Source organism: Acinetobacter sp. RIT698 (assembly GCF_009668065.1).
Lineage (GTDB): Bacteria > Pseudomonadota > Gammaproteobacteria > Pseudomonadales > Moraxellaceae > Acinetobacter > Acinetobacter guillouiae.
On record NZ_WJYH01000014.1, the window covers coordinates 16,388 to 38,559 of the forward strand.

General features: G+C 38.4%; 21 protein-coding genes. 12 read left to right on the forward strand and 9 right to left on the reverse strand.

The window, feature by feature from the left end:
- Positions 1-200: 200 nt before the first annotated feature.
- Both gloA and GJV03_RS08370 read right to left on the reverse strand, forming a co-directional pair.
- Positions 201-602, reverse strand: a complete 402-nt coding sequence (gene gloA / locus GJV03_RS08365) for a lactoylglutathione lyase (protein WP_151957066.1) — start codon at positions 600-602, stop codon at positions 201-203.
- A 289-nt stretch (positions 603-891) separates the two neighbouring features.
- Entirely contained in the window at positions 892-3,087 is a 2,196-nt protein-coding gene (locus GJV03_RS08370) for an MFS transporter (RefSeq protein WP_154129874.1), read from the reverse strand.
- Between the two features lie 181 nt (positions 3,088-3,268).
- On the opposite strand from GJV03_RS08370, the gene GJV03_RS08375 reads away from it, so the two are divergent.
- Positions 3,269-5,908: an ATP-binding protein gene (locus tag GJV03_RS08375; protein WP_166782653.1), complete on the forward strand. Its 2,640-nt coding sequence runs from the start codon at positions 3,269-3,271 to the stop codon at positions 5,906-5,908.
- Between the two features lie 227 nt (positions 5,909-6,135).
- Here GJV03_RS08375 and grxD read toward each other — a convergent pair whose 3' ends face one another.
- Positions 6,136-6,477 (reverse strand): Grx4 family monothiol glutaredoxin, encoded by a 342-nt coding sequence (gene grxD, locus GJV03_RS08380; protein WP_004721264.1) that lies wholly within the window; start codon positions 6,475-6,477, stop codon positions 6,136-6,138.
- Positions 6,478-6,642: 165 nt separating this feature from the next.
- Here grxD and GJV03_RS08385 point away from each other — a divergent pair, with 165 nt between their 5' ends.
- A complete protein-coding gene (locus GJV03_RS08385) occupies positions 6,643-7,854 on the forward strand; it encodes an aspartate aminotransferase family protein (protein WP_004721267.1) in 1,212 nt (403 codons plus the stop codon).
- A 137-nt stretch (positions 7,855-7,991) separates the two neighbouring features.
- On the opposite strand, the gene GJV03_RS08390 is transcribed toward GJV03_RS08385, so the two are convergent.
- The 3 genes from GJV03_RS08390 to surE form a co-directional block, all read right to left on the reverse strand.
- Positions 7,992-8,924 (reverse strand): LysR substrate-binding domain-containing protein, encoded by a 933-nt coding sequence (locus GJV03_RS08390; protein WP_004721269.1) that lies wholly within the window; start codon positions 8,922-8,924, stop codon positions 7,992-7,994.
- 95 nt (positions 8,925-9,019) lie between these two features.
- Positions 9,020-9,856: a peptidoglycan DD-metalloendopeptidase family protein gene (locus tag GJV03_RS08395; protein ID WP_004820715.1), complete on the reverse strand. Its 837-nt coding sequence runs from the start codon at positions 9,854-9,856 to the stop codon at positions 9,020-9,022.
- A gap of 106 nt (positions 9,857-9,962) precedes the next feature.
- Positions 9,963-10,748, reverse strand: coding sequence for a 5'/3'-nucleotidase SurE (surE, locus tag GJV03_RS08400; RefSeq protein WP_234622985.1), 786 nt, complete (start codon positions 10,746-10,748; stop codon positions 9,963-9,965).
- Positions 10,749-10,864: 116 nt separating this feature from the next.
- On the opposite strand from surE, the gene GJV03_RS08405 reads away from it, so the two are divergent.
- The 4 genes from GJV03_RS08405 (at position 10,865) to GJV03_RS08420 (ending at position 13,754) form a co-directional block, all read left to right on the forward strand.
- Complete coding sequence (locus tag GJV03_RS08405; protein ID WP_154129875.1) at positions 10,865-11,230, forward strand: hypothetical protein; 366 nt, start codon at positions 10,865-10,867, stop codon at positions 11,228-11,230.
- A gap of 183 nt (positions 11,231-11,413) precedes the next feature.
- Positions 11,414-11,788: a hypothetical protein gene (locus GJV03_RS08410; RefSeq protein WP_154129876.1), complete on the forward strand. Its 375-nt coding sequence runs from the start codon at positions 11,414-11,416 to the stop codon at positions 11,786-11,788.
- 141 nt (positions 11,789-11,929) lie between these two features.
- Complete coding sequence (gene dacC, locus GJV03_RS08415) at positions 11,930-13,078, forward strand: D-alanyl-D-alanine carboxypeptidase PBP5/6 (protein WP_105712937.1); 1,149 nt, start codon at positions 11,930-11,932, stop codon at positions 13,076-13,078.
- Between the two features lie 133 nt (positions 13,079-13,211).
- Positions 13,212-13,754, forward strand: a complete 543-nt coding sequence (locus GJV03_RS08420) for a gamma carbonic anhydrase family protein (RefSeq protein ID WP_151957070.1) — start codon at positions 13,212-13,214, stop codon at positions 13,752-13,754.
- A 121-nt stretch (positions 13,755-13,875) separates the two neighbouring features.
- Here GJV03_RS08420 and GJV03_RS08425 read toward each other — a convergent pair whose 3' ends face one another.
- Positions 13,876-14,358, reverse strand: coding sequence for a hypothetical protein (locus GJV03_RS08425; protein ID WP_004721281.1), 483 nt, complete (start codon positions 14,356-14,358; stop codon positions 13,876-13,878).
- Positions 14,359-14,371: 13 nt separating this feature from the next.
- On the reverse strand, positions 14,372-15,418 hold the full coding sequence (locus tag GJV03_RS08430) for a linear amide C-N hydrolase (RefSeq protein ID WP_004721283.1): 1,047 nt from the start codon (positions 15,416-15,418) through the stop codon (positions 14,372-14,374).
- 736 nt (positions 15,419-16,154) lie between these two features.
- On the opposite strand from GJV03_RS08430, the gene GJV03_RS08435 reads away from it, so the two are divergent.
- The 5 genes from GJV03_RS08435 (at position 16,155) to GJV03_RS08455 (ending at position 20,731) form a co-directional block, all read left to right on the forward strand.
- Complete coding sequence (locus GJV03_RS08435; RefSeq protein ID WP_056512437.1) at positions 16,155-16,640, forward strand: NUDIX hydrolase; 486 nt, start codon at positions 16,155-16,157, stop codon at positions 16,638-16,640.
- 4 nt (positions 16,641-16,644) lie between these two features.
- Positions 16,645-17,781 (forward strand): tRNA 2-thiouridine(34) synthase MnmA, encoded by a 1,137-nt coding sequence (gene mnmA / locus GJV03_RS08440; protein WP_034613669.1) that lies wholly within the window; start codon positions 16,645-16,647, stop codon positions 17,779-17,781.
- A 30-nt stretch (positions 17,782-17,811) separates the two neighbouring features.
- Positions 17,812-18,543: a high frequency lysogenization protein HflD gene (gene hflD, locus GJV03_RS08445; RefSeq protein ID WP_004721292.1), complete on the forward strand. Its 732-nt coding sequence runs from the start codon at positions 17,812-17,814 to the stop codon at positions 18,541-18,543.
- A gap of 56 nt (positions 18,544-18,599) precedes the next feature.
- Entirely contained in the window at positions 18,600-19,988 is a 1,389-nt protein-coding gene (purB, locus tag GJV03_RS08450; protein ID WP_105712938.1) for an adenylosuccinate lyase, read from the forward strand.
- Positions 19,989-20,089: 101 nt separating this feature from the next.
- Positions 20,090-20,731 carry a DUF2238 domain-containing protein gene (locus tag GJV03_RS08455; RefSeq protein ID WP_004721297.1) on the forward strand — a complete coding sequence of 214 codons (642 nt, stop codon included), beginning with the start codon at positions 20,090-20,092 and terminating at the stop codon, positions 20,729-20,731.
- Positions 20,732-20,799: 68 nt separating this feature from the next.
- Here the strand turns inward: GJV03_RS08455 and GJV03_RS08460 are convergent, their stop codons facing one another.
- Positions 20,800-21,174, reverse strand: a complete 375-nt coding sequence (locus GJV03_RS08460; RefSeq protein ID WP_004721299.1) for a helix-turn-helix domain-containing protein — start codon at positions 21,172-21,174, stop codon at positions 20,800-20,802.
- A 126-nt stretch (positions 21,175-21,300) separates the two neighbouring features.
- Here GJV03_RS08460 and GJV03_RS08465 point away from each other — a divergent pair, with 126 nt between their 5' ends.
- Positions 21,301-22,152: an SDR family oxidoreductase gene (locus GJV03_RS08465; protein ID WP_004721300.1), complete on the forward strand. Its 852-nt coding sequence runs from the start codon at positions 21,301-21,303 to the stop codon at positions 22,150-22,152.
- The last annotated feature ends 20 nt before the right edge of the window (positions 22,153-22,172 follow it).

The window sequence follows — 22,172 nt, forward strand, 5'->3', positions numbered from 1 at the left end:
ACGTCCTGTATTTTAAACATGAAAAAGCCCAGTAGTTAAATTTTACTATCGGGTAAAATTCAATCTTACTGAGCGAAATAAATAAAGCTACTCATTTGGCTAAATGTTCACTATTTATTTACGACACATATCAAGTTAATTTAAGGTCTATTGATATGTCTTTGCCAAATAAACAATAGCCCCGCATCATTTTTAAATGATCAATTATTTCGTGCATCTTGATCTTGTTGGATCAATTCAATTTTATAGCCATCTGGATCTTCAACAAAAGCAATGACTGTGACACCACCTTTCATAGGTCCGGCTTCACGTATCACATTACCACCACGTGCTTTGATCTCTTCACAGGCTTTATAGGCATCATCGACACCAATGGCAATATGTCCATAAGCATTACCTAATTCATAACTTGCAGTATCCCAATTATGGGTAAGTTCTAATACAGTATGATGCTCTTCATCACCATAACCCACAAATGCTAAAGTAAACCGCCCTTCTTCATAATCACGTTTACGAAGTAATGTCATACCGAGAACTTCAGTATAGAACGCTAAAGATTGTTCTAAATTGCCTACTCGTAACATGGTATGCAACATGCGCATGATTTATTTTCCTGTTTGATCAGATATCATCTGCCAATATAGGCAATACAGTTCAATATTTCAATTTATCTATATTTCAGCTGATCAATGATGTCGTCTTCTGGATTATTTTTAAGCAATATCCGCTTATTTTAGATGAACACTACAGCTTTATCTTTCGAATAAGCTGTTTGAATGTGTTAGCAATCCAATGATTCAAATTCTCATCCTGTTAAAAAAGCCTACTTTATCTATAAGATAAAATAGGCTCTTGCGATCATCATAAATCTATCTTGAGTAATTCAGTCGTTTACTCGATGGATTGATCCACCTTTTGCGCTTGATGTTCTCGCAATAATTTTCCAACCCACAACACAAGCAATAGAATAGGAATACCAATTAAGGTGGTCATTAAAAAGAATTTAGGATAACCAATGTGGGTGACAATTGTTCCAGAATACCCGCCCAAAATCTTAGGTGTAAGCGTCATCAATGAACTAAAGATCGCATATTGAACTGCTGTAAATGACACACTGGTTAAACTAGACAAGAACGCAATAAATGCTGCACCAGCTAAACCAGAAGCTAAATTATCGACAACAATGGCAAAATACAGCCAACCAGAACTATATTTCTCAATCACTTTACCCTTAATCTCAACGGCTGCAGATGAATCCGCTTTGATCACTGGAATTGGTTGAACATCTACATCGATATCACTTTTTATCGTTGTTAATTGATAGCTTTGTTGAGTACTTAATGCTGCTTGTGCGTGTTGATAATTGACCACGGCGATCACGTTTTTTGAGCCAGAAGCATATAAGGCTTTACCGTCAATCGCACCACTAAACAAACCATCTTTATCTAATTTTGCAGGATATGATTTGCCATCGAGTTTAAGGGTAATCGGCTGATCTAGATTAAGCTCAGATACAGGTATTCCTGCAATCTGCCCCTTAACCACAATACTTTGCTTTGCTTCTGTTTCAGACAATTGATTGTCACTGGTAATAGGCAACAATTGAATTTGGGGCTTGGCATTTTCTTTTAAATAGGGCACCGTATATTCATTCGCGACAGCCTGATCAACCAATGCTGCTTTGATATGAATGGTATTTTCCTCTACCAAGTCCTGACCAGGCACAGAAACTTTCCAATAGCCTACTTCATCAGGTTGAGCTTGAAATTTCTTATCGCCAATCTGTACAGATACAGCTTGCATTGGTGCACCCGATTTTACCAACCCAATAAAGATCAAATTGGTTGAACTTGCTAAAACAGCACCAACAAACATCAATTTCATAATGTTCATACGTTGCGCAAGTAAGCCACCTAAAAAACCACCCAATAGGCTAAAAATAACCCCGTAAATTTTAACGGCTTCTGCAATTTGCTCTTTGGTAAAGTTTAAATCTTGATAGAAAACATTCGAAATAACACCCGCAATAATGTCTGAAATTCGATAAAAACCGATCAATAACAGTAAAACCAATGCTAGCTTTACCCCATAACGCTTAAAAAAATCAGCAATCGGGTTAACCCAAGTCTCATAGGCCATCTTTTTATTGACCACACCAAAACGAATCAACGATGTTGCAACAAGAATTGCACCGAGACCTGAACCTAAAAAGCGTACTGCTTCCATTAAAAACTTCAGCAAGTTGTCTTCGACTTGCCAAGTCGCTTGCAGATATTGAACCATGTCATCGGAGTAAATATATAAACAAACAAAACTCGCCACAGCCAAGATAAAGACCAAAACTAAACGATAGTAATCAATATTTTTATAGTGTTTATCAACTCGATTAACCAAGGGTTCTCGGATTACTAAAGTGGTGATAATGCCCACTAGCATCACCAGCGCCATCGTTAAATAAGTATATTTCCACGCTTCATAAATATAGTTCCCTTTTGCAGTCCCCAAAGAAGCAGCAAGAAATAAAGCGCCCGCTCCGGCTAGAATCATCCCTAAACGATAGCCTGCGTTATAGGTCGATGCCAACACCGTTTGCATCTCGGTTTCAGCCAGCTCGATTCGATAGGCATCAATCACAATATCTTGTGTTGCTGCGGAAAACCCCAGTAATACTGCCCCCACAGCCATTTGGTAAATATAACTTTGGCCCAAAGCTGGATCAGAAAATGCCATAATACAGATCGCACAGATAATCAGTACTTGTGCAATCAACAACCATGCACGGCGCCGACCCAGTTTTTTGGTGAGTATCGGGACGGGTAATTCATCAATCAGCGGTGCCCATACAAATTTAAAAGAATAGCCCAGCGCGGCCCAACTAAAAAAAGTCACTGCACTTTTTTCAATTCCAGCCTCACCCAACCATAAAGATAAACTTGAGAAAATGAGCAGAATTGGAATACCTGCTGAAAACCCAAGAAAGAGCATAATTGCAGCACGCCGATCGATAAAAGCGGCAAAAGCAGATTTCCACCCATTTTTTGCTGTGGAATTCTGCTCAGCTGATTGCTGAGATAATTGCGTTGTCATTGCGTTGTTATTTTCTGAAAAATGAAATAGTGCTATTCAACCGCTTAATGCTTAGAGTTTCAATCACTTTTATGCAACTGATGAGCGCTTTTACAGATATTTCCGCTTTTGGCGCTTGATCTTTACCCCCAATCCTGTATACCTTTAACTTTTCAACCCATATAAGTTTTGGATTTCACCTGTGACCCAAAGACACGATCAATTAAGCTCTACTACTGTTTCAATTACGACGACTGCAACCCCAATACAAAAAACTGAAACGATTTTTCCATCTGCTTTTGATCAAACGGAAATTCAAAACACGTTGACACAAACCGCACTAAAATCAGAACAACTGACGCATATCCCCAATCTAAGCAAGATTCCTACGTCAACCAAGCGAATCAAGCCCTTAAATAATTTCTTAGGGCAAGATCGCGCTAGAGCCTCTGTAGAAGCAGGGATTGCTTTACCTTATTCAGGCTACAACATTTTTGCTGTGGGTACGGCAGGTCTTGGCAAAAGAACCATGATCAAGCGCTTGCTGCAACAACATGCCAAAACCATGCAAACGCCTGATGATTGGGTCTATGTTTATAATTTTAAAAATGCACGACAACCGATTGCACTGCGTTTTCAAGCAGGCCAAGGCAGTAAGTTTCAAGCTTTAATCCATCAAGCATGGCAAACCATTCTCAAGCAACTTGAACGTCGCTTTAGTGCCGAAACGTATCACAATCGTATTGAACGCATTCGTCAAATTACGGGGAATGAGCAACAACTCGCTTTAGTTGAACTGACCAAAGAAGGCGAAGACCTCGACCTAAAACTGATTAATCGTAACGATGAACATATTTTTGTGCCGATCCATGTCAAAGATGACAAAGTATTGGAAATGTCACAGGAAGATATTAATGCGCTTGACAGTAAACAGCGCGCAGAAATTAATTCCAATATGCGTTATATGGATAAAAAGCTTGAGCGCCTTGGTCTACAACTCGGCGATTTGGAAGATGATGCACGTGATCAAGTTTCTGAACTGAATCGTGATATTGCCAAACAAGTGGTGATTCCTCGTATTGATTTAATTTTAAGTAAATTTAAAACCGTTCATGGACTCGATCAATACTTAAAACATTTTGCAGCAGATATCATTGAAAATGTTGAAACGATTTTAGACCAAGAAGGTGAAGAGTTCTCTCCTGCTTTATTTAATCGGGTTCCTTCACGTTACCAAGCCAATGTTGTGGTCAGCAATAAACCGAATTCCGGTGCACCAGTTATTTTTGAAGACTTCCCAACACATTACAATTTACTGGGACATGTTGAACAGCTGACGCAAAATGGCACCATCACCACGGACTTTACTCTGATTCGCCCAGGCTCATTGCACCAAGCCAATGGTGGTTTTTTAATTTTAGAAGCAGAACAGCTGTTAGAACAGCCTTATGCATGGCAAGGGCTAAAACGTGCATTAAAATCAGGACAATTAAAGCTATCCTCTCTTGAGCACATGCTGACTTTAACGGGCAGTATTTCAATTGAGCCAGCATCTGTGCCACTCAACTTAAAAGTGGTTTTATTGGCAGAACCTGAAATTTATTATGAAATTTTAGAACTAGAGCCAGAATTAGGCAGTGTTTTTAAAATTCGTGCTGATTTTACCGATACCCTGCAACGTAATGATGATAATGAACAAGCTTATATGCAACTGATTGCAGACTATGTTCAACAAGACAAATTACTGCCTTTTGATCGCTCAGCATTGGCGGCATTACTAACAGATTCAAGTCGCCAAGCTGAAGACCAGAGTTCATTGTCTCTACATGCTTTGACCCTAGGTGACTTGATCCGTGAATCTCATCATCACGCTGCACAGTCAGATGAAAAGTTAGTCACCTCTCATCATATCAACACTGCCCTTAAACATCGTCAATATCGCTTAGGCTATTTAAGAGAACTCTATTGGCAAGACTTGTCACGTGGTACCCAACTGATTGAGACACGCGGCCATCGCTTGGGTCAGATCAATGCTTTATCCGTGATCCACTATGCTGATGTTGAGTTTGGTCTACCTTCACGCTTAACCGCTTCTGTATACCAAGGTGGCGGTGACATTCTAGATATCGAGCGCAGTGTAGAACTTGGTGGTTCATTACATGCCAAAGGTGTCTTGCTGATGTCGAGCTTCTTAAAGGCTCATTTTGGTCGTGAACAGATTTTGCATTTCTCTGCTGCCCTCGCCTTTGAACAAAGTTATGGTCAAGTGGATGGTGACAGTGCCACGGTTGCAGAACTATCTGCATTGATTTCCGCAATCTGCCAATTGCCTATTGATCAATCGTGGGCGATCACAGGTTCGATGAACCAATTGGGTCAAGTTCAGCCTATTGGTGGGGTCAATGCAAAAATTGAAGGATTCTTCGATGCATGCAAACTCCAAGGATTAACAGGCAAACAAGGGGTGATTATTCCACGTCAGAATATGCAGCATTTAATGCTTCGCCATGATGTGATTGAGGCTGTCAATGAGGGGCAATTCCATATACATGCAATTGACACCATTGATCAAGCTTTAGAAATCCTAATGGCACGTCCTGTTGGAACATTAGACAAGAAAGGTCGTTATACCAAAGGTTCAATCTATGCAGCAGTGATGGCACAGCTTGAATATTGGCAAGCCTTGGAAGATGGCGTTGAAATAGAGCAAAAGCCAAAGAAAAAGAAAAAAAAGAACAAAGGAAAAAAACAGAAAAAGGCAGAAGCTGAATCAGCAAGCATCATTACTGACGAAAACCAAACTGAAGTTGCGGCAAAACAAAATAAGCACAAGTCAGCTTAAGTTGCTTCTTGGCTAAACTTCAGATAGACAAAGCTTTGAATATTCAAAGCTTTGTCTAATTTATTCTGATAATTTGTTAAATATTCAAAACAAACAAAGATTGAAACAGTGCATCAGTCACGACATAATCTCGTCTAGGCAACTGATCAGTTCAGCCAAGTGAAAACAACATAAAGCTTAGCCAATAAAAAAGCACCTTCTGGTGCTTTTTCTACATCATCTACTTATTAAGCATCTGCTGCTGGGCTATATTGCTCAATCAATGGTTTTAATTCACCATTTTGGAACATTTCTAGCATAATGTCGCTACCGCCAATCAATTCGCCATTAATCCACAATTGCGGGAATGTAGGCCAATTTGCAATTTGTGGCAAAGTTGCACGAATATCTGGATTTTCCAAGATATTTACATAAGCAAATGGACGACCAATTTGGCTAAGTGCTTCAACTGCACGTGCAGAAAAACCACATTGTGGGAATTGCGGAGTACCTTTCATATAAAGAAGTACTGCATGTTTAGCTATTTGATCGCGAATTAACGCTTCTGTATCACGCGCTTGTTCAGTCATTGATTAAATCCTCAACTCATCTGCCTGCATTATACCTAAATCCACAATAAAGAATATGTCTAGACGATTATTTCCAATTTTATTTATATTAAAGCTTTAAATCTTGCGCATATTTTGGTTAGATAATCCTTTACCCTTTCCACTCCTAACAGATAAGAGTTAGTTATGAATAACATCACCCTCGCTCCGGTACAAACTGATCAACCTTCACATTTGATGCCTGTATTCAGCCGTCAACCGATCAGCTTTGTACGAGGACGAGGTTCTTATCTTTATACTGAAAATGGTACAGAGTATTTAGATGCATTGACAGGTATTGCCGTGTGTGGCTTAGGACATGCTCATCCTGTGCTGGCAGAGGCTATTGCAGAACAAGCGGCTACATTAATCCATACCAGCAATATTTACGAAGTCGCTTGGCAAACTGCAGCAGCGCAAAAGCTGGCTGAAGTTTCGGGTATGGAAGAAATCTTTTTCTCAAACAGTGGTGCAGAATCAAATGAAGGTGCAATTAAAATTGCACGTAAATTTGGTCACTTACAGGGTGTTTCTAATCCCAAAATCATTGTTGCGGATCAATCATTCCATGGTCGTACCCTTGCAACGCTTTCAGCTACGGGCAATAAAAAGGTTCAAGAAGGCTTTGCGCCACTGGTTGAAGGCTTTATTCGTGTGCCTTTTGGCGATGTAGAAGCCATTGAAGAAGCCGCTATTCAGCATCCTGACATTGTGGCAATTTTGGTCGAACCGATCCAAGGTGAAGGCGGTGTCAATACCGCACCTCAAGGCTTTAGCTACCTTGAAGATATTCGTCGTATTTGTAATCAACATAATTGGTTGATGATGCTAGATGAAGTCCAAACAGGTAATGGTCGTACCGGTAAATACTTTGCTTATCAACATACCAATATTATTCCAGATGTTTTAACCACAGCAAAAGGCCTAGGAAATGGTTTCCCAATTGGTGCTGTGATGACACAAGGTCGTGGTGTTGGGGTACTTGCTGCGGGAAATCACGGCTCTACTTATAGTGGTACGCATTTAGGCTCACGCGTTGTCTACACAGTGATTGACTTGATCCAAAAAGAAAACATCGTTGCAAATGCTGCTGAAATTGGAGCATATCTGGTCGATCAGTTCCGTGCTCAACTTGTAGAGCAAAATGTGATTGTGCGTGGTTTCGGTATGATGATTGGTATCGAATTACCTAAAGACTGTGCCGAATTAGTAAACATTGCACGTGATAAGCACCATTTAATTATTAACGTTACTTCAGGCAATGTGGTTCGTTTACTGCCGGCTTTGAATATGAATCATCAACAAGCAGATGATTTATTAAAACGCTTAGTGCCTGCAATTAAAGAATTCCTTGCCTAAGTACGAATGAACGCTTTAAGAGATTAACCTGTTAATCTCTTTTTGTTTCATCATCATTGCGTATAAAATTGCAGATATAGAAAAGCCGCTTTAAAGCGGCTTTTTTATTAGAACTTATTAGAATTAGAACTTTGACTTTATGAAGCTTCTTGGAAAATTCTACCACCAGGTAACTGGCTAAAATATTGTTTCAAAGCATCCAAACAACGATGAATTTTCATCGGCTGCTGTTCACGCTTTAAGGTCACAGCACTTAAAGTGAAAGTTGGTAATTTCCACTCTGGAAGCACTTCAACCAATGTTCCGTTCATTAATTCTTTTTGCACATCTAAATAAAGGATTCGTGCAATACCATGCCCATGTTGGCACAATGATTTTGCAACAAATACGTTATTTGTCTGAAGACGATGCTTCATTTCTAAATTAACAACTTCACCTGTTGCACCATGCTGAAATGAAAAATGTTGAGAATTTTTCATGATATTTATCGGAATCAAATCATGATTCTGTAAATCTTCAGGACGTGAAATAGGTGCTGTTTGATTTAAATAACTTGGCGATGCAACTAAGATCTGATCGACTCGTGCAAGTGGCATACAACTCAAGTTATTCGCATCTTCGATTTTTGAAGACATGCGAATAGCAATATCTATACGCTCTTGAATCAAGTCAATATATTGGTTATCTGCTTCAAAATGAACCATCAAACCTCTATGTGCAGACATCCAATGCGATAAAGCAGGAACAACATGTGTTGCTCCTATTTCTGGGGTTGTCGCAATACGCAAATCCCCAACTAAATCATCGCGCAACTCATTAATGCGGATTTTTCCACGCTCTGCGGCAGCGAGCATTTCTTGACAACTGTGGAAAAAAGCTTGACCAGCCTCAGTTAAACTCAGCTTTCGCGTAGAACGATGTAGAAGTGTCACTTCCATTTCATGTTCTAGAGATCTAATTTGCTGACTAACCGCACTAGTCGTAATGCCAAGGTCACGCGCGGCACCACTAAAAGAGCTTTTTTCAACAACACAAGCAAATACACCCATTGCCCGAAGTTGATCTAACATAAATTTCCCTCTGAAATTATGAGCTGTTTCACACTTTTTTGTTCAAAACAACTCATTGTATTATACGAAGAAAATTACACTTTGCATTAAAATATTTAATTTATTGGTAAAATATTTGCTGGGTTTATCGGTTTGCCATCTAAACGTACCTGAAACTCCAACATGGTACTGCTAGCGCCTGAAGATCCCATCTCTGCAATCTTCTGTCCTGCTGTTACAGTTTGACCACTTTTCACCAACATTTTGCTGTTATGAGCATATGCAGTAATGTAACCATCAATATGTTTTACTAAGACAAGATTACCATATTCTTTTAATCCATCTGCAGCATAAACCACCTGTCCATCTGCTGCGGCAAAAATTGGATCACCTTGATTCCCTCCAAAACGTATTCCTTTAATATTATTCGCAATATTATAATTTGCAATAACAGATCCATTTGATGGTTTTACCCATCTCAATTGAGTTGATTGTACTGTCGTCGTCGTTTGTACAGGCGGTGGCGTTACTGGCTGAGCCGTCGTTGTGCCAGTTGGCGACGTCGGCTGCTGCGTTGGTAACTTAATCGTTTGGCGTTGAATTTGTGGTTCATTGCTCGTCAACGGTTTCGTTGTAGATCGGGTGACATTACCCCCACCTTTTTTCAAACGTAATGACTGCCCTACATAAATTCGATAAGGCGCAGCAATATCATTCATTTCAGCAACACTGAGATAACTCAAACCATAACGCATAGAGATTGCACTTAGAGTATCACCAGAACGAACTGTGTAATAGTCAGGTGCAACAGCATAACGTGTAGGGTTATTAATTTGAGGCTTCGATGCACACCCAGTCACCACTATGGTAGAGGTGATTGCTATTGTGGACAAAATGATTTTCATCCATCGCTTAGGCATTTGAATTGGAAGTGTTGATCGAGCCAAAAGCATTGATTTCCCTCTCTACAATCTTAAAATTTAAAAATATTTGCTTAAGATTAGCAAAATACACACGTATTTCACTGTTTAACAGTGCTTTTTCACAAAGTTATAACACTCATACATCAAAATGACTATGTGAGAGTTGTGATTGTAGTGTTTCAAGAATTGTGTAATTGGTTGCATCCATCTGAATTGGGGTAATACTGACGCAACCATTGGCAATGGCAAAAAAGTCAGATTGCAGGTTTTGTGCGTTTTTTTGGGGATCTGTCACCGCCTCACCCGCCAAACCAATCCAATAGACTTGACGACCACGCGGGTCAACCTGACTGGTCATCGGTTTTGATTGTATTCGACGCCCCTGATACGTAATTTGAGCCCCTAAAATTTCTGCGACATCTGGGATATTGATATTTAAGATATGTCGTGGAGGCAGTTCAGGTAATCCTTTGGCAATAAAGTTGTAAACCCAGTTTGCGGCTTGCGCATAATCTTCAGGGTGGTCATAGGAACGTACATTACTGCCTGCCAATGAAACTGCGATTGCAGGCTGTTTCATCAAACGCCCTTCAAATGCCGCCCCCACAGTTCCAGAATAAAGGACATCGTCACCTAAATTCGCACCACTATTGATTCCACTGACAACTAAATCAAACTCAAAATCAAATAAACCATTCATGGACAAATAAACACAATCAGCAGGTGTGCCGTTTACTGCCCACATATCTGGTGCAACTTGAATCGGTCGAAGTGGTCGATCTAGGGTTAATGCACTTGAATAACCACTGCGCTCACTTTCTGGCGCAACAATAACAACTCGACCTAGAGGTCGTAATGCTTTTGCTAAAGCTTGAATACCTGGTGCAAAAACACCATCATCATTGGCAACTAAAATATTCACTAAAAGGTTCTCTGACTAAAAATTATTAAATGACTACTGAGTAATTTAATTCAAATTTATTGAACAATTATATATAGTTACTTACTCAATTTTAAATCTAATTTGTGACTATAAAGATGATTACACGTTCTCTTACTCATACTATTTCTATCGCACTCATCACACTTTGCGCACAATCTGCATTTTCAGAAACATTAACTTCACAAGAATCTGATCGAATTGCGAAAGAAGATATTGCCGCAACACAGGTGCTTGCCGAAGTTTGCCCAGCGTTAATTGGAAACAACCCTGCATTTCAAACTAAAATCGGAAGTTTAACCCAAACCTTATTAAAGGATTTGTCCAAACCTACAACATTGATTCAGCTTCAACAAGATCCAGAATACCAAACTGTACTCAAAGAAGCACAAATCAGTGCCAAAGAAGTTGATCAAGCTGAACACAAAACAGTATGTGCAGATGTACTTGAACTTCCACACTAACATAAGATAAAAAACCTTCCCCCCAATGCGATGTTAAAAAATCCTTTTTTGACATCTTTTGCATTGTTCAGTTTGCGAAAATTTCAAATAAATCTACAACATCGATACACTTTCTCTATATTTTTCACAGTTTTTACGTTTAATCTATGCAGGTTCTCAAATTAAAAATTGATTAGGTTATTTATGCGTATGACTTTAAAAATGCTTACATTAAGCCTTGTTTCAGCAAGTGGTTTGTTTATGACCCATGCTTTTGCCGCATCTGACAAAATCGAAGTCACACAGCAACAAGTATCTAAAGAAGAATTGGCTGCAATTTATGTATTGTCGGATATCTGCCCGAGTCTAATTAAAACAGATACTGCGTTTAATAAAGGTTTTGATCACTTGCTTAAAGACTATATGCCTAATGACAAAGATCCTAAAGCAACCTTAAAATCACTTGCCAAGCAAAAAGATTTCCAAAGAGCATTAAAAGAAGCAAAAAGTGATGCTAAAAAAGCGGGTGATACTGAAAACACAGCAATTTGTAATGACATTAGTAACTATCAGTCATAACGATTTCTGCAATTTATTCAACAAATATTGAATTAGTTACAATAAGTAAGAAATAAGCCGACTTTCCTTATAGAAGTCGGCTTTGCTTTGCCCTAAAATGCTAGCCTGTTTGTGCTCATATAACGATTGGAACGACCTAGAATGACTCGAAAAAGCGCCATTGCTGCATTATTACTTTTACCTTCATTTTCTTATGCAGCAACCGTCTTAACCACTCCGCCAGAATTAAATAATAAATCGTATGTCTTAATGGACTATGAGACAGGTCAAATTCTTGCATCTAAGAATGAAAATGAAAAATTAGCACCTGCTTCGATGACGAAAATGATGACGAGTTACATCATTGAGCAAAAACTTCTTAAAGGCGAACTGACCGAAAATGAAAAAGTTCGCATGAATGAGTCTGCATGGTGTCGTGGTAGCAGTACTGAATCTTGTATGTATGTGCCGTTAAATGGTACTGCAACAGTTTTAGAAATGTTACGAGGCATTATTATCCAGTCGGGTAATGATGCATCTAAAGCAATGGCTGAACATATTTCAGGTAATGAAGGTTCATTTGCCTATGCAATGAACCAAGAAGCCAAACGTGTGGGCATGGTCAATACACACTTTATCAATGCAACAGGTATGCCTGCTGAAGGTCATTACTCCACTGCAAAAGATATGGCGGTACTTGCTAAACATATCATTCATGACAGTTCAAAATATTATCCTATTTATTCTGAAAAAGAATTTACCTTCAACGGGATTAAACAAGGTAACCGTAATGCCTTGCTTTATACTGACCCAAGTGTTGATGGCTTAAAAACAGGTCATACAGAGGAAGCTGGTTATTGCTTAACCACATCTTCAAAACGCGGTCCAATGCGTTTGATTTCAGTGATTTTTGGTGCACCGTCTATGAATGAACGTGCGAGCCAAACACGCTCATTGTTATCTTGGGGTTATTCAAACTTTGAAACGGTCAGCGTTCAACCTGCAAATCAAGTCCTTGCTAAAGCAAAAGTTTATTTTGGTAAAGAAAATGATGTACAAATTGGTTTAGCTGAAAACTTCAATGTGACCATGCCTAAAGGTCAAGCCAATGCAATCAAAACACAAGTCACTGTTCAACCCAACTTAAATGCACCATTAAAACAAGGTCAAGTCGTTGGTAAATTAACAGCAACCTTAGATGGTAAAGTGATTGCTGAAAAACCATTAGTGGCTTTAAAAGCTGTAGAAGAAGCAGGCTTCTTCTCTCGCTTAATCGACCATATCAAAATGTTCTTTAGCAACTTGTTCTAAGTTATTCGCTTAAACCTAATATTGAATCTATTAGACTAAAGCACAGGCATCCTGATCACAGATTTGGATGCCTTTTTAATTTATACTCGGTAAAAATACACTGGTTAAATTTGCTTTTGACATGGAAGCCAACATGAAAAAAAATATTCGTTCGTATTTAGGTCATCATCCTAAAATTGATTCAACTTGTTATATTGACGATCTCTCCGTTGTGATCGGTGAAGTTACTTTGGCGGAGAATGTATCTGTTTGGCCTTTTGCAGTGATTCGTGCTGATGTCAATCACATCAAAATTGGTCGTTATTCTAATGTACAAGACCATTGCATGTTACATGTCAGTCATAAAAATGATGCTAAACCCAATGGCTCACCTTTAGTGATTGGGGAAGATGTGACCATTGGACATCATGTCACCTTACATGGTTGTACCATTGGCAACCGTGTTTTAGTGGGAATTAATACCATTGTTCTAGATGATGTAGTGATTGAAGATGATGTCATGATTGGTGCAGGCTCACTGGTTCCACCGCGTAAGCGCTTAGAAAGTGGTTACCTCTATGTGGGAAGCCCAGTACAAAAGGTTCGACCTTTAACTGATAAAGAAAAGGAATTTTTGCCTTATTCCGCAAGACACTATGTCAAAGTAGCAAATCAATATTTAGAAGCGAATGATTAGGGATATAACAAACATATAAACATCTTTTAAAGCATATTGATTATTTGAATTAAGTGGTTCAAGTCGACTTCGTTCCACTGAAGCACAGTGGAATGAAGCCTATATTTTTTAGATCAAATTTCTATTTTGAAACATTGTAGTATTTGGTTAATTCTTCAAATACTGGTGCTTTGACATTATCTTTTAAGATATATCGAGTAATCACACCTTGATCTGTATGTATTTCCATAAAGATATTTTGAGAACTTTTAAAGTCCCCCATAAGATTGACTGGAATAAGCACACTGTTGCGAGAGCGATTTGCCTTAAAAGCAAAATCAATTTCAGTTGGTCCAATCACATTAAATGAGTGACTTTTTGCGCCATCACTAAATACAACTTTTTCAATATTATATTTTGTATAGGCACTATTTAAGCTAAGTTTCACTTTTAAAAAATCTTTATGTGTCTCATTCCACACTACGGTGACGATTGGACAAAGCTCATTTGGCTGACAAATTAATAATCCCTGCGTACCTAAATTTGAAGTAGCGTCATTAGGATTTGAAGCACACCCAGTAATTAGTAATACACTGAAAGGTATACATAATAATTTCTTTATCATACTTTTTTAAATCCTATTGTATGCCCAAAAATTGAAATGGTGGAGCGACCTTAAAAGAAGAATTAGCCTTACCTGCATAAACTTTTGCTTGATCAGCACCCAACTCAAGCTTTCTGGTTTGACCATCTTTAAAATCAATCTCTTTTAAGTCTACCCAAAAAACATTTGGTGATACAGCAGATTCAAAAAAATAAAGTCCTCGCTTATGATCTACCACTGTACGCCAACGTGTAGAGGAGATATTTGGCTCTTCTTCTGTATTGAGTCCAAACGGAACAGATGTGTTACGTATCACGCTAAATACACTTGCTAAAGAATATTCAGGTGTCGCATCTTTAGGAATCGCATTAATATAAAAAGACGCTCTTGCAAACCGATCTGCAGCTCGATTGGTCCCAGGTAACATCGTTGTTCCGCCAATTTGTTTCCAATATGTATTTAACGCCAATTGCTGATCAAAGGTTGGAGAGTTTGTCATCACTTGATATTGTCGATTATGATGGATGACCTGCTTACCACCAATGTATTCAATAATAGCACTGTCACCCGTTGCATCTGAAATTGATAAATGCAGAGTCGCTAGTCTTTTTTCACCTGGCACTTGATCTGTTACTATCATAAATGGCTCTTGTGCTAAAGCCTGAATTGCTTCATCTACTGTTGCATAGTTATCTAAAACATACTGCGCCCAAAGTGAGATACTTAATGGCGGTTTTTTATTGTTTTTAACATTTGGATATTCAGACTCAACCAGCCAAAGTAAATTTGCAGCCAAACCCTTTTCATTCACACCATCTGTTGTTGAAATATCATAACCTGTTGCAACAACACTGCCATATTTAGATGTCCATTGAATCGATTTTGGCCCAGCCATACCACTGCGTTTTACATTATTGGGCAATATCCACAAGTTTGTTCCAACATCACTTTTCCAATCCATAGAACGTGCTGTCATCACATCATTATTGCCTAAATAAACAACCCGTGTACATGCCGTCGCCAGCTCAGCCGCAACCAAAAGCCCTGCTGCAAACAATACCTTTTTTATTGCCTTTTTCATGATTATACTCACTTATAAAATTACTAAAGTTAGACTTATTTTTGATTCAATATAAGCATATATTTCCAATAAAATATGCTTAAACTATATTTATCAAAAAAGTTTATTTCCATTCTATTTGTGATTACACATCTTTAAACGATAGATCCATGAACTAATTTATTTTGGATAACCATACCTATTCAACGAAGCATCCAATAAAACCAAATTGAATAAACACACTATTAAAAGGAAAAATAAATAATTGTTAAGTTTAATAAAATTTTATAGATACGTATTTTTTATCATATGTTTCAATCATAGTAAATGCCTTATTCGGGTATTTATTGTACAAAAATAAATTAAATGCCATTCACCATAAAACCAATAACTTTGAAATATTTACTTATGAGTTGCTACCTCTATCTATTGGTCATTACTGATAAGAATTAAAATAATAAAAAAAATTACTTCATAAATTGATGTCACATTTAATTGTATTTAGATATCAAGATATAAGAATATTTTTATTAAACTTTTTACATGAAGTATCACCCAAAAAACCATGAGATAAATCTTTCCTTTATAAAATAAGCAAATAAAAATTTAAAAAAAATAAACAAAACTCGACCATGAGGTATTTTTAAACAGCCTATAGATATAAATCCTTTTAGGGTGATCAAAGAAAACCCTTATGAACATAGCCACCACGCGCTAAATTTTGTAGAATAATACTTTATCTCCCTTGGTGCTGGTCATGACCGCTTGGACACCCCACGTTACTGTTGCGACAGTTGTAGAAAAAGATGGAAAATTTCTTTTTGTAGAAGAATATACTGAAGGTGTAAGCCATACTGTGTTCAATCAACCCGCTGGGCATGTTGAATCTGATGAAACCATTATTCAAGCTGCGTTACGTGAAACCATGGAAGAGACAGGATATGCAGTAGAAATCAATTCATTACTGGGGATCTATACCTATACCCCACCCATGTTTCCAGACCGTACCTATTTTAGATTTTGCTTTTTAGCCCATGTAACTGAATACTTTCCAGACGCGCAACTTGATACAGATATCATTGGTCCACAATGGATGACACTTGAAGAACTACTTGAATCTGCTCGCGCAAGAAGCCCTTTGGTCATTAAAGCTGTACAAGACGCACTTTCTGGGCAAAAATACCCGCTTTCGCTCATCTATGAGCACCAAAACTCTCCTTTAATTTCAAATTTGGATGCCTAATCCTATGCAACAACGTGTCATCGTCGGTATGTCGGGTGGTGTAGATTCATCTGTTTCTGCTGCACTTTTACTTCAACAAGGATATCAAGTTGAAGGGCTTTTCATGAAAAACTGGGAAGAAGATGATGGCACGGAATATTGTACCGCAATGGATGACCTTGCTGACGCACAAGCTGTGTGTGACAAAATTGGGATCAAACTCCATACTGCAAATTTTGCAATGGAATATTGGGATCGCGTTTTTGAACATTTCTTAGCAGAATATGCCGCTGGGCGTACGCCAAACCCAGATATTCTGTGTAATAAAGAAATTAAATTCCGTGCGTTCTTAGATCATGCTGTCAATTTAGGCGCTGATTTTATTGCAACTGGACATTATTGTCGTCGTGGCGAAACAACCACCAATTCAAAAGGCGATCAATATGCGCCTTTATTACGTGGTGTAGACAACAACAAAGATCAAACTTATTTTCTTCACGCGGTTCATGGTCGTGAAATCAATAAGACCTTGTTCCCTGTTGGTGAGATTGAAAAACCACAAGTACGTAAAATTGCTGAAGAGCTTGGTTTGGCTACTGCCAAGAAAAAAGATTCAACGGGGATTTGCTTTATTGGTGAACGCCGTTTTAATGACTTCTTAAAACAATATTTACCGGCTCAACCTGGGAAAATTGTCTTAGATACAGGAAAAGAGGTTGGTGATCATCACGGCTTAATGTACTATACGCTCGGTCAGCGTGGTGGTATTGGTTTAGGTGGACTCAAAGGCGCAGAAGAAGGTGCTTGGTTTGTTCTACATAAAGACATCGAAGGTAATCGTCTTGTGGTTGGACAAGGTCATGAACATCCACTGATGCAGAGTACCATTTTATGGTCTGAAACAATTGACTGGGTTGCAGGTGAACAAGCGATTCCAGACACAGGTTTCCGATGCACGGCAAAAACTCGTTACCGTCAGCCTGATCAAGCATGTACAATTTATAAAGATGCAAACACGCCAAATGGTGTTCGTGTCGAATTTGATGAAGCACAGCGTGCCGTAACGCCGGGACAAAGTGTTGTTTTCTATGTCGATGAAGTCTGTTTAGGTGGAGGTGTGATTCATCATACCAATGCACCAAAACCAGATTTTATTGAGTAATGATTAAAAATTATTTAAAGGAATTTAGGCATGGTTGAGTTGCCCTTTCAACAGCCTCAAACTTTGAATCAACGCCAAAACCGAGCTTTGGCGTTAGCAGCTGTGTTTCAAGCAACACAGCTAACCCATATGACTGCAATGTCCGGACGTCAAAGTATTGGTGAAAGCGGTAATTTCTATTTTGAACAGCTTATCAAAGCCAGTCTCAATATTCGCGCCACTGCCAATTCGTCTGGTCAAACTTTAGACTTCTTCAATCAATTGGCAGACATCTCCTTAGGTTTAAAAGCTTTAGAAAGTAGTATTACGCAACCTTTCTCGACATCACCGAAATCTAGAATTCCTAAAATTGCCAATGCAAAACTGCCAATGACTTATGCCATGTCATTATTGGCCTTGGAAAAAAAAGTTTATAGCAATCCAAAGTTTGTTGAAATTATTGAACAATCTCAACAAAAAATATTAAAACAGCTGTCTTTTTTTGATAATAACTATTTACATCCAAGTATCATTGCCAATTTAGCACAAACCTATGTCGACACTGCTGGTCAAATTAACCCTCGAATTCTAGTCCGTGGTAATGCAGAAGCCTTTAAAGACTCTGCACATACCAATCGTATCCGTGCCAGTTTATTCACAGGCTTACAAATGGCTCACCTATGGCGTCAATTAGGTGGTAGTTCATGGAATATGATCTTTAGCAAACGTAAACTTCTTCAAGATATTCAAGATCTTGCTCGATTACAATATCAGGTTGTTTAATTTGATACTGTTCGAGTTACGCCATTCGCTCTAATTCCAAAATTTAAGGAATCTTTATGAACGCTTTAACCGCACTTTCTCCACTAGACGGACGCTATGCAAGCAAATGTGATGCATTACGCCCTTACCTCTCTGAGTTTGGTTTAATCCATGCTCGTGTGACTGTTGAAGTGCGATGGTTACAAGCGCTTGCAAATCGTCCTGAAATCACAGAAGTTCCAGCTTTTTCTACTGCAACCAATACAGCTTTAGATGCCATTGTTACTCAATTTTCGGAAGATGATGCTAACCGTATTAAAGAAATTGAACGCACCACTAACCATGATGTAAAAGCGGTTGAATATTTCTTAAAAGAAAAAATTGCACATATTGATGAGCTTAAAAATGCAGGCGAATTTATTCACTTTGCTTGTACTTCAGAAGACATCAACAACCTTTCTCACGCTTTGATGTTGAAAAATGGTCGCGAAGTGTTAGTTGTTGCTATGCAACAAATTGTTGATTCTATTGTGGCTTTAGCTGAAACACATGCAGAACAACCAATGCTATCACGTACCCATGGTCAAACTGCGAGCCCAACCACTTTGGGTAAAGAAATGGCCAACGTTGCATATCGTTTAGCGCGTCAAATCAAACAATTTAAACAAGTTGAATTATTGGGCAAAATTAATGGTGCGGTAGGTAACTACAACGCGCACTACTCTGCTTATCCAGAAATTAACTGGCCTGCTCACTCACAAGCATTTGTTGAATCACTCGGTTTAACCTTCAACCCTTATACAACTCAAATCGAACCACACGATTACATCGCTGAATTGTTCGATGCTTTACGTCGTTTTAACACAATTTTAATCGACTTTAACCGTGACGTTTGGGGCTATATCTCTTTAGGCTTCTTTAAACAACGTCTAAAAGAAGGTGAAGTAGGTTCTTCTACAATGCCTCACAAAGTCAATCCAATTGATTTTGAAAACTCTGAAGGTAACTTGGGCATTGCCAATGCAGTATTAGCCCACTTAGGCGAAAAATTACCAATTTCTCGTTGGCAGCGTGATCTTACCGACTCGACTGTATTACGTAACATGGGTGTTGGCTTGGCACAAAGTTTAATTGCTTTTGAAGCATGTTCAAAAGGTATTGGTAAACTTGAGCTTAATGCAGCACGTATTCTTGAAGACCTTGATCATGCTCAAGAAGTATTGGCTGAACCAATCCAAACTGTAATGCGCCGTTATGCAGTTGAAAAACCATATGAAAAATTAAAAGCATTGACTCGCGGTCAAGCGATGACACGTGACATGATGGTTGATTTTGTCAATGGCACTGAACTTGAAGCCGTACCTGCTGCTGATCGTGCACGTTTGGCTGAAATGAGCCCTGCGACTTACACGGGTAATGCTGCGGATCAAGCCAAACAAATTAAAGATTTGATTGCTAAAATCTAAGCTTTTAATCTTCTAAAAGACCTGAAAATGCGAAGCCAATGCTTCGCATTTTTTTGCTTTTTGATTACAATGCGCAGTAATAATTTTTAGAAAATACCATAATGATTTATCATGCCTTAACAAAAAAACATTGGCTTGTTCTTGCTATTCTTGCAATCGCAATCATTCTTGCCAGTATCAATCCTTTAGAATATCCATCCTACATGCTGCATCAGATTGGCACCTTGCTCATGCTGATTACCCTGTTTTTCTGTCTAAAGAAAATAGGGCTGACATTTTCATCATTTTTATTGTATATCCTCTTCTTGGTGATTCATGTCATTGCAGCACATTATCTTTATTCTTATGTGCCTTATAATGATTGGTCAATCAAATACTTACATTTTGATCTCAATCAAGCAATGGGTTGGACACGTAACATGTTTGACCGCTTTGTACACTTGTTCTATGGTTTATTCCTTTACCCATTTTTCTACCGAATTTTCCAAGTCTGGTTACCAAGCTTAAAGCCTAAAACCTTATTTTTATTGGTCATTCAATTTGTTATGGCAACCAGTTTATTTTATGAATGGATTGAATGGTGGATTGCCATTGGCCTATCTCCAGAAGAAGCTGAAAACTACAATGGGCAACAAGGTGATATATGGGATGCACATAAGGATATGTTCTTAGCCACCATTGGTGCAATCATGACAGGACTAGTCTCTTTAAAAGCTGCGACAAAAGGGAATCATCCTCAATAATACGGACTTTCCTCTCAATATACTCACTCAGCGATCAAGTTCTTGGTGAGTATAGAATCCACTGAGTTTTACTTTTGCAATCTTTGTTTATTCTCTAAGATATCGGGCAAACTGCGCTCGATCCAACCAATCAAATAGTTTAATTTTTCAGCCGCTTGTGCACCTAAAATCGTCAATTGATACTCTACTTTCGGTGGTACTTCAGGGTAAACCGTTCTCAATATAAAGCCATCTTGCTCAAGCACTTTTAATGTCTGTGCCAGCATTTTTTCGCTGATCCCCTCAATTCGATTGCGCAGTTCACTAAAACGTTGTACACCATCATTTAAACAACGTAAAACCAATACAGACCATTTGCTGGTTAAATGCTCCAATATTTCTCTAGATGGGCACTGACTGGATAAAACTTGACCAATTAAATCACTTGAAGCATAGATGCTCATAAATTCTCTCTACACAGTAATTAGCTTACTTTTAGGTACGTACTTACATATAGTAAGTTTAATGATTATGATAATAACATCAAGTTTAAAAAACATCCAATTTAAATCATATTTAAAGGTGAATTTATGAAAATCGCAATTACAGGTGCAACGGGTCAACTTGGACAATTGGTGATCCAAGCCTTACTTCAACATACTGCTGCTGAAAATATTGTGGCGCTGGTTCGAAATATAGATAAAGCACAGTCGCTCAAACAACAAGGGATTGAACTTCGCCTATTTAACTATGATCAACCTGAAACATTAATACCTGCTTTACACAATGTAGATAAATTACTTTTAATTTCAGCCAATGAAATTGGTCGTCGTACCCCACAACATAAAGCAGTTATAGATGCCGCAGTCGCAGCCAAAGTTGAACACATTGCCTATACCAGCTTACTCAATGCAACAGATAACCCACTCGGTTTAGCGCAAGAACATCGTGAAACAGAAGAACTTATTCTGCAAAGTGGTTTGAAATATACGTTTTTACGCAACAATTGGTATAGCGAAAATTATCTTGGTAACGTTAAGCATACTGCGGAAACAGGAACGCTTTACGGCAGTGCTCAAAATGGAAAAATCAGTTCAGCTTCTCGTTTAGATTATGCTGAAGCTGCAGCCAAAGTCCTTGCTTCCTCAGGACATGAAAATAAAACCTATGAGCTTGCAGGTTCAAATCATTTTACCCTTGCAGATTTAGCCTCTTATATCGCTTTGGCATCAGGTAAAACTGTACAGTATCAAGATATCAGCCCAGAAGATTATACTCAGGCGCTTCTCACAGCAGGATTACCCCAAGCACTTGTAACGGTTATTGTTGATGCAGATGTACAGACTGTAAATGGTGCAATGTATAGTGAAAGTAAAGACTTGGAACATTTGATTGGTCGTAAAACAACGCATATTCAGGATCAGGTTAAAGCTTTATTTTAGGTATTTTAAAGATGAGCATG

Coding starts and splice junctions, on each gene's coding strand:
- gloA (WP_151957066.1), bottom strand. CDS start 602: ATGCGCATGTTGCATACCATGTTACGAGTAGGCAATTTAGAACAATCT.
- GJV03_RS08370 (WP_154129874.1), bottom strand. CDS start 3,087: ATGACAACGCAATTATCTCAGCAATCAGCTGAGCAGAATTCCACAGCA.
- grxD (WP_004721264.1), bottom strand. CDS start 6,477: ATGACTGAACAAGCGCGTGATACAGAAGCGTTAATTCGCGATCAAATA.
- GJV03_RS08385 (WP_004721267.1), top strand. CDS start 6,643: ATGAATAACATCACCCTCGCTCCGGTACAAACTGATCAACCTTCACAT.
- GJV03_RS08390 (WP_004721269.1), bottom strand. CDS start 8,924: ATGTTAGATCAACTTCGGGCAATGGGTGTATTTGCTTGTGTTGTTGAA.
- GJV03_RS08395 (WP_004820715.1), bottom strand. CDS start 9,856: ATGCTTTTGGCTCGATCAACACTTCCAATTCAAATGCCTAAGCGATGG.
- GJV03_RS08405 (WP_154129875.1), top strand. CDS start 10,865: ATGATTACACGTTCTCTTACTCATACTATTTCTATCGCACTCATCACA.
- GJV03_RS08410 (WP_154129876.1), top strand. CDS start 11,414: ATGCGTATGACTTTAAAAATGCTTACATTAAGCCTTGTTTCAGCAAGT.
- dacC (WP_105712937.1), top strand. CDS start 11,930: ATGACTCGAAAAAGCGCCATTGCTGCATTATTACTTTTACCTTCATTT.
- GJV03_RS08420 (WP_151957070.1), top strand. CDS start 13,212: ATGAAAAAAAATATTCGTTCGTATTTAGGTCATCATCCTAAAATTGAT.
- GJV03_RS08425 (WP_004721281.1), bottom strand. CDS start 14,358: ATGATAAAGAAATTATTATGTATACCTTTCAGTGTATTACTAATTACT.
- GJV03_RS08430 (WP_004721283.1), bottom strand. CDS start 15,418: ATGAAAAAGGCAATAAAAAAGGTATTGTTTGCAGCAGGGCTTTTGGTT.
- GJV03_RS08435 (WP_056512437.1), top strand. CDS start 16,155: ATGACCGCTTGGACACCCCACGTTACTGTTGCGACAGTTGTAGAAAAA.
- mnmA (WP_034613669.1), top strand. CDS start 16,645: ATGCAACAACGTGTCATCGTCGGTATGTCGGGTGGTGTAGATTCATCT.
- hflD (WP_004721292.1), top strand. CDS start 17,812: ATGGTTGAGTTGCCCTTTCAACAGCCTCAAACTTTGAATCAACGCCAA.
- purB (WP_105712938.1), top strand. CDS start 18,600: ATGAACGCTTTAACCGCACTTTCTCCACTAGACGGACGCTATGCAAGC.
- GJV03_RS08455 (WP_004721297.1), top strand. CDS start 20,090: ATGATTTATCATGCCTTAACAAAAAAACATTGGCTTGTTCTTGCTATT.
- GJV03_RS08460 (WP_004721299.1), bottom strand. CDS start 21,174: ATGAGCATCTATGCTTCAAGTGATTTAATTGGTCAAGTTTTATCCAGT.
- GJV03_RS08465 (WP_004721300.1), top strand. CDS start 21,301: ATGAAAATCGCAATTACAGGTGCAACGGGTCAACTTGGACAATTGGTG.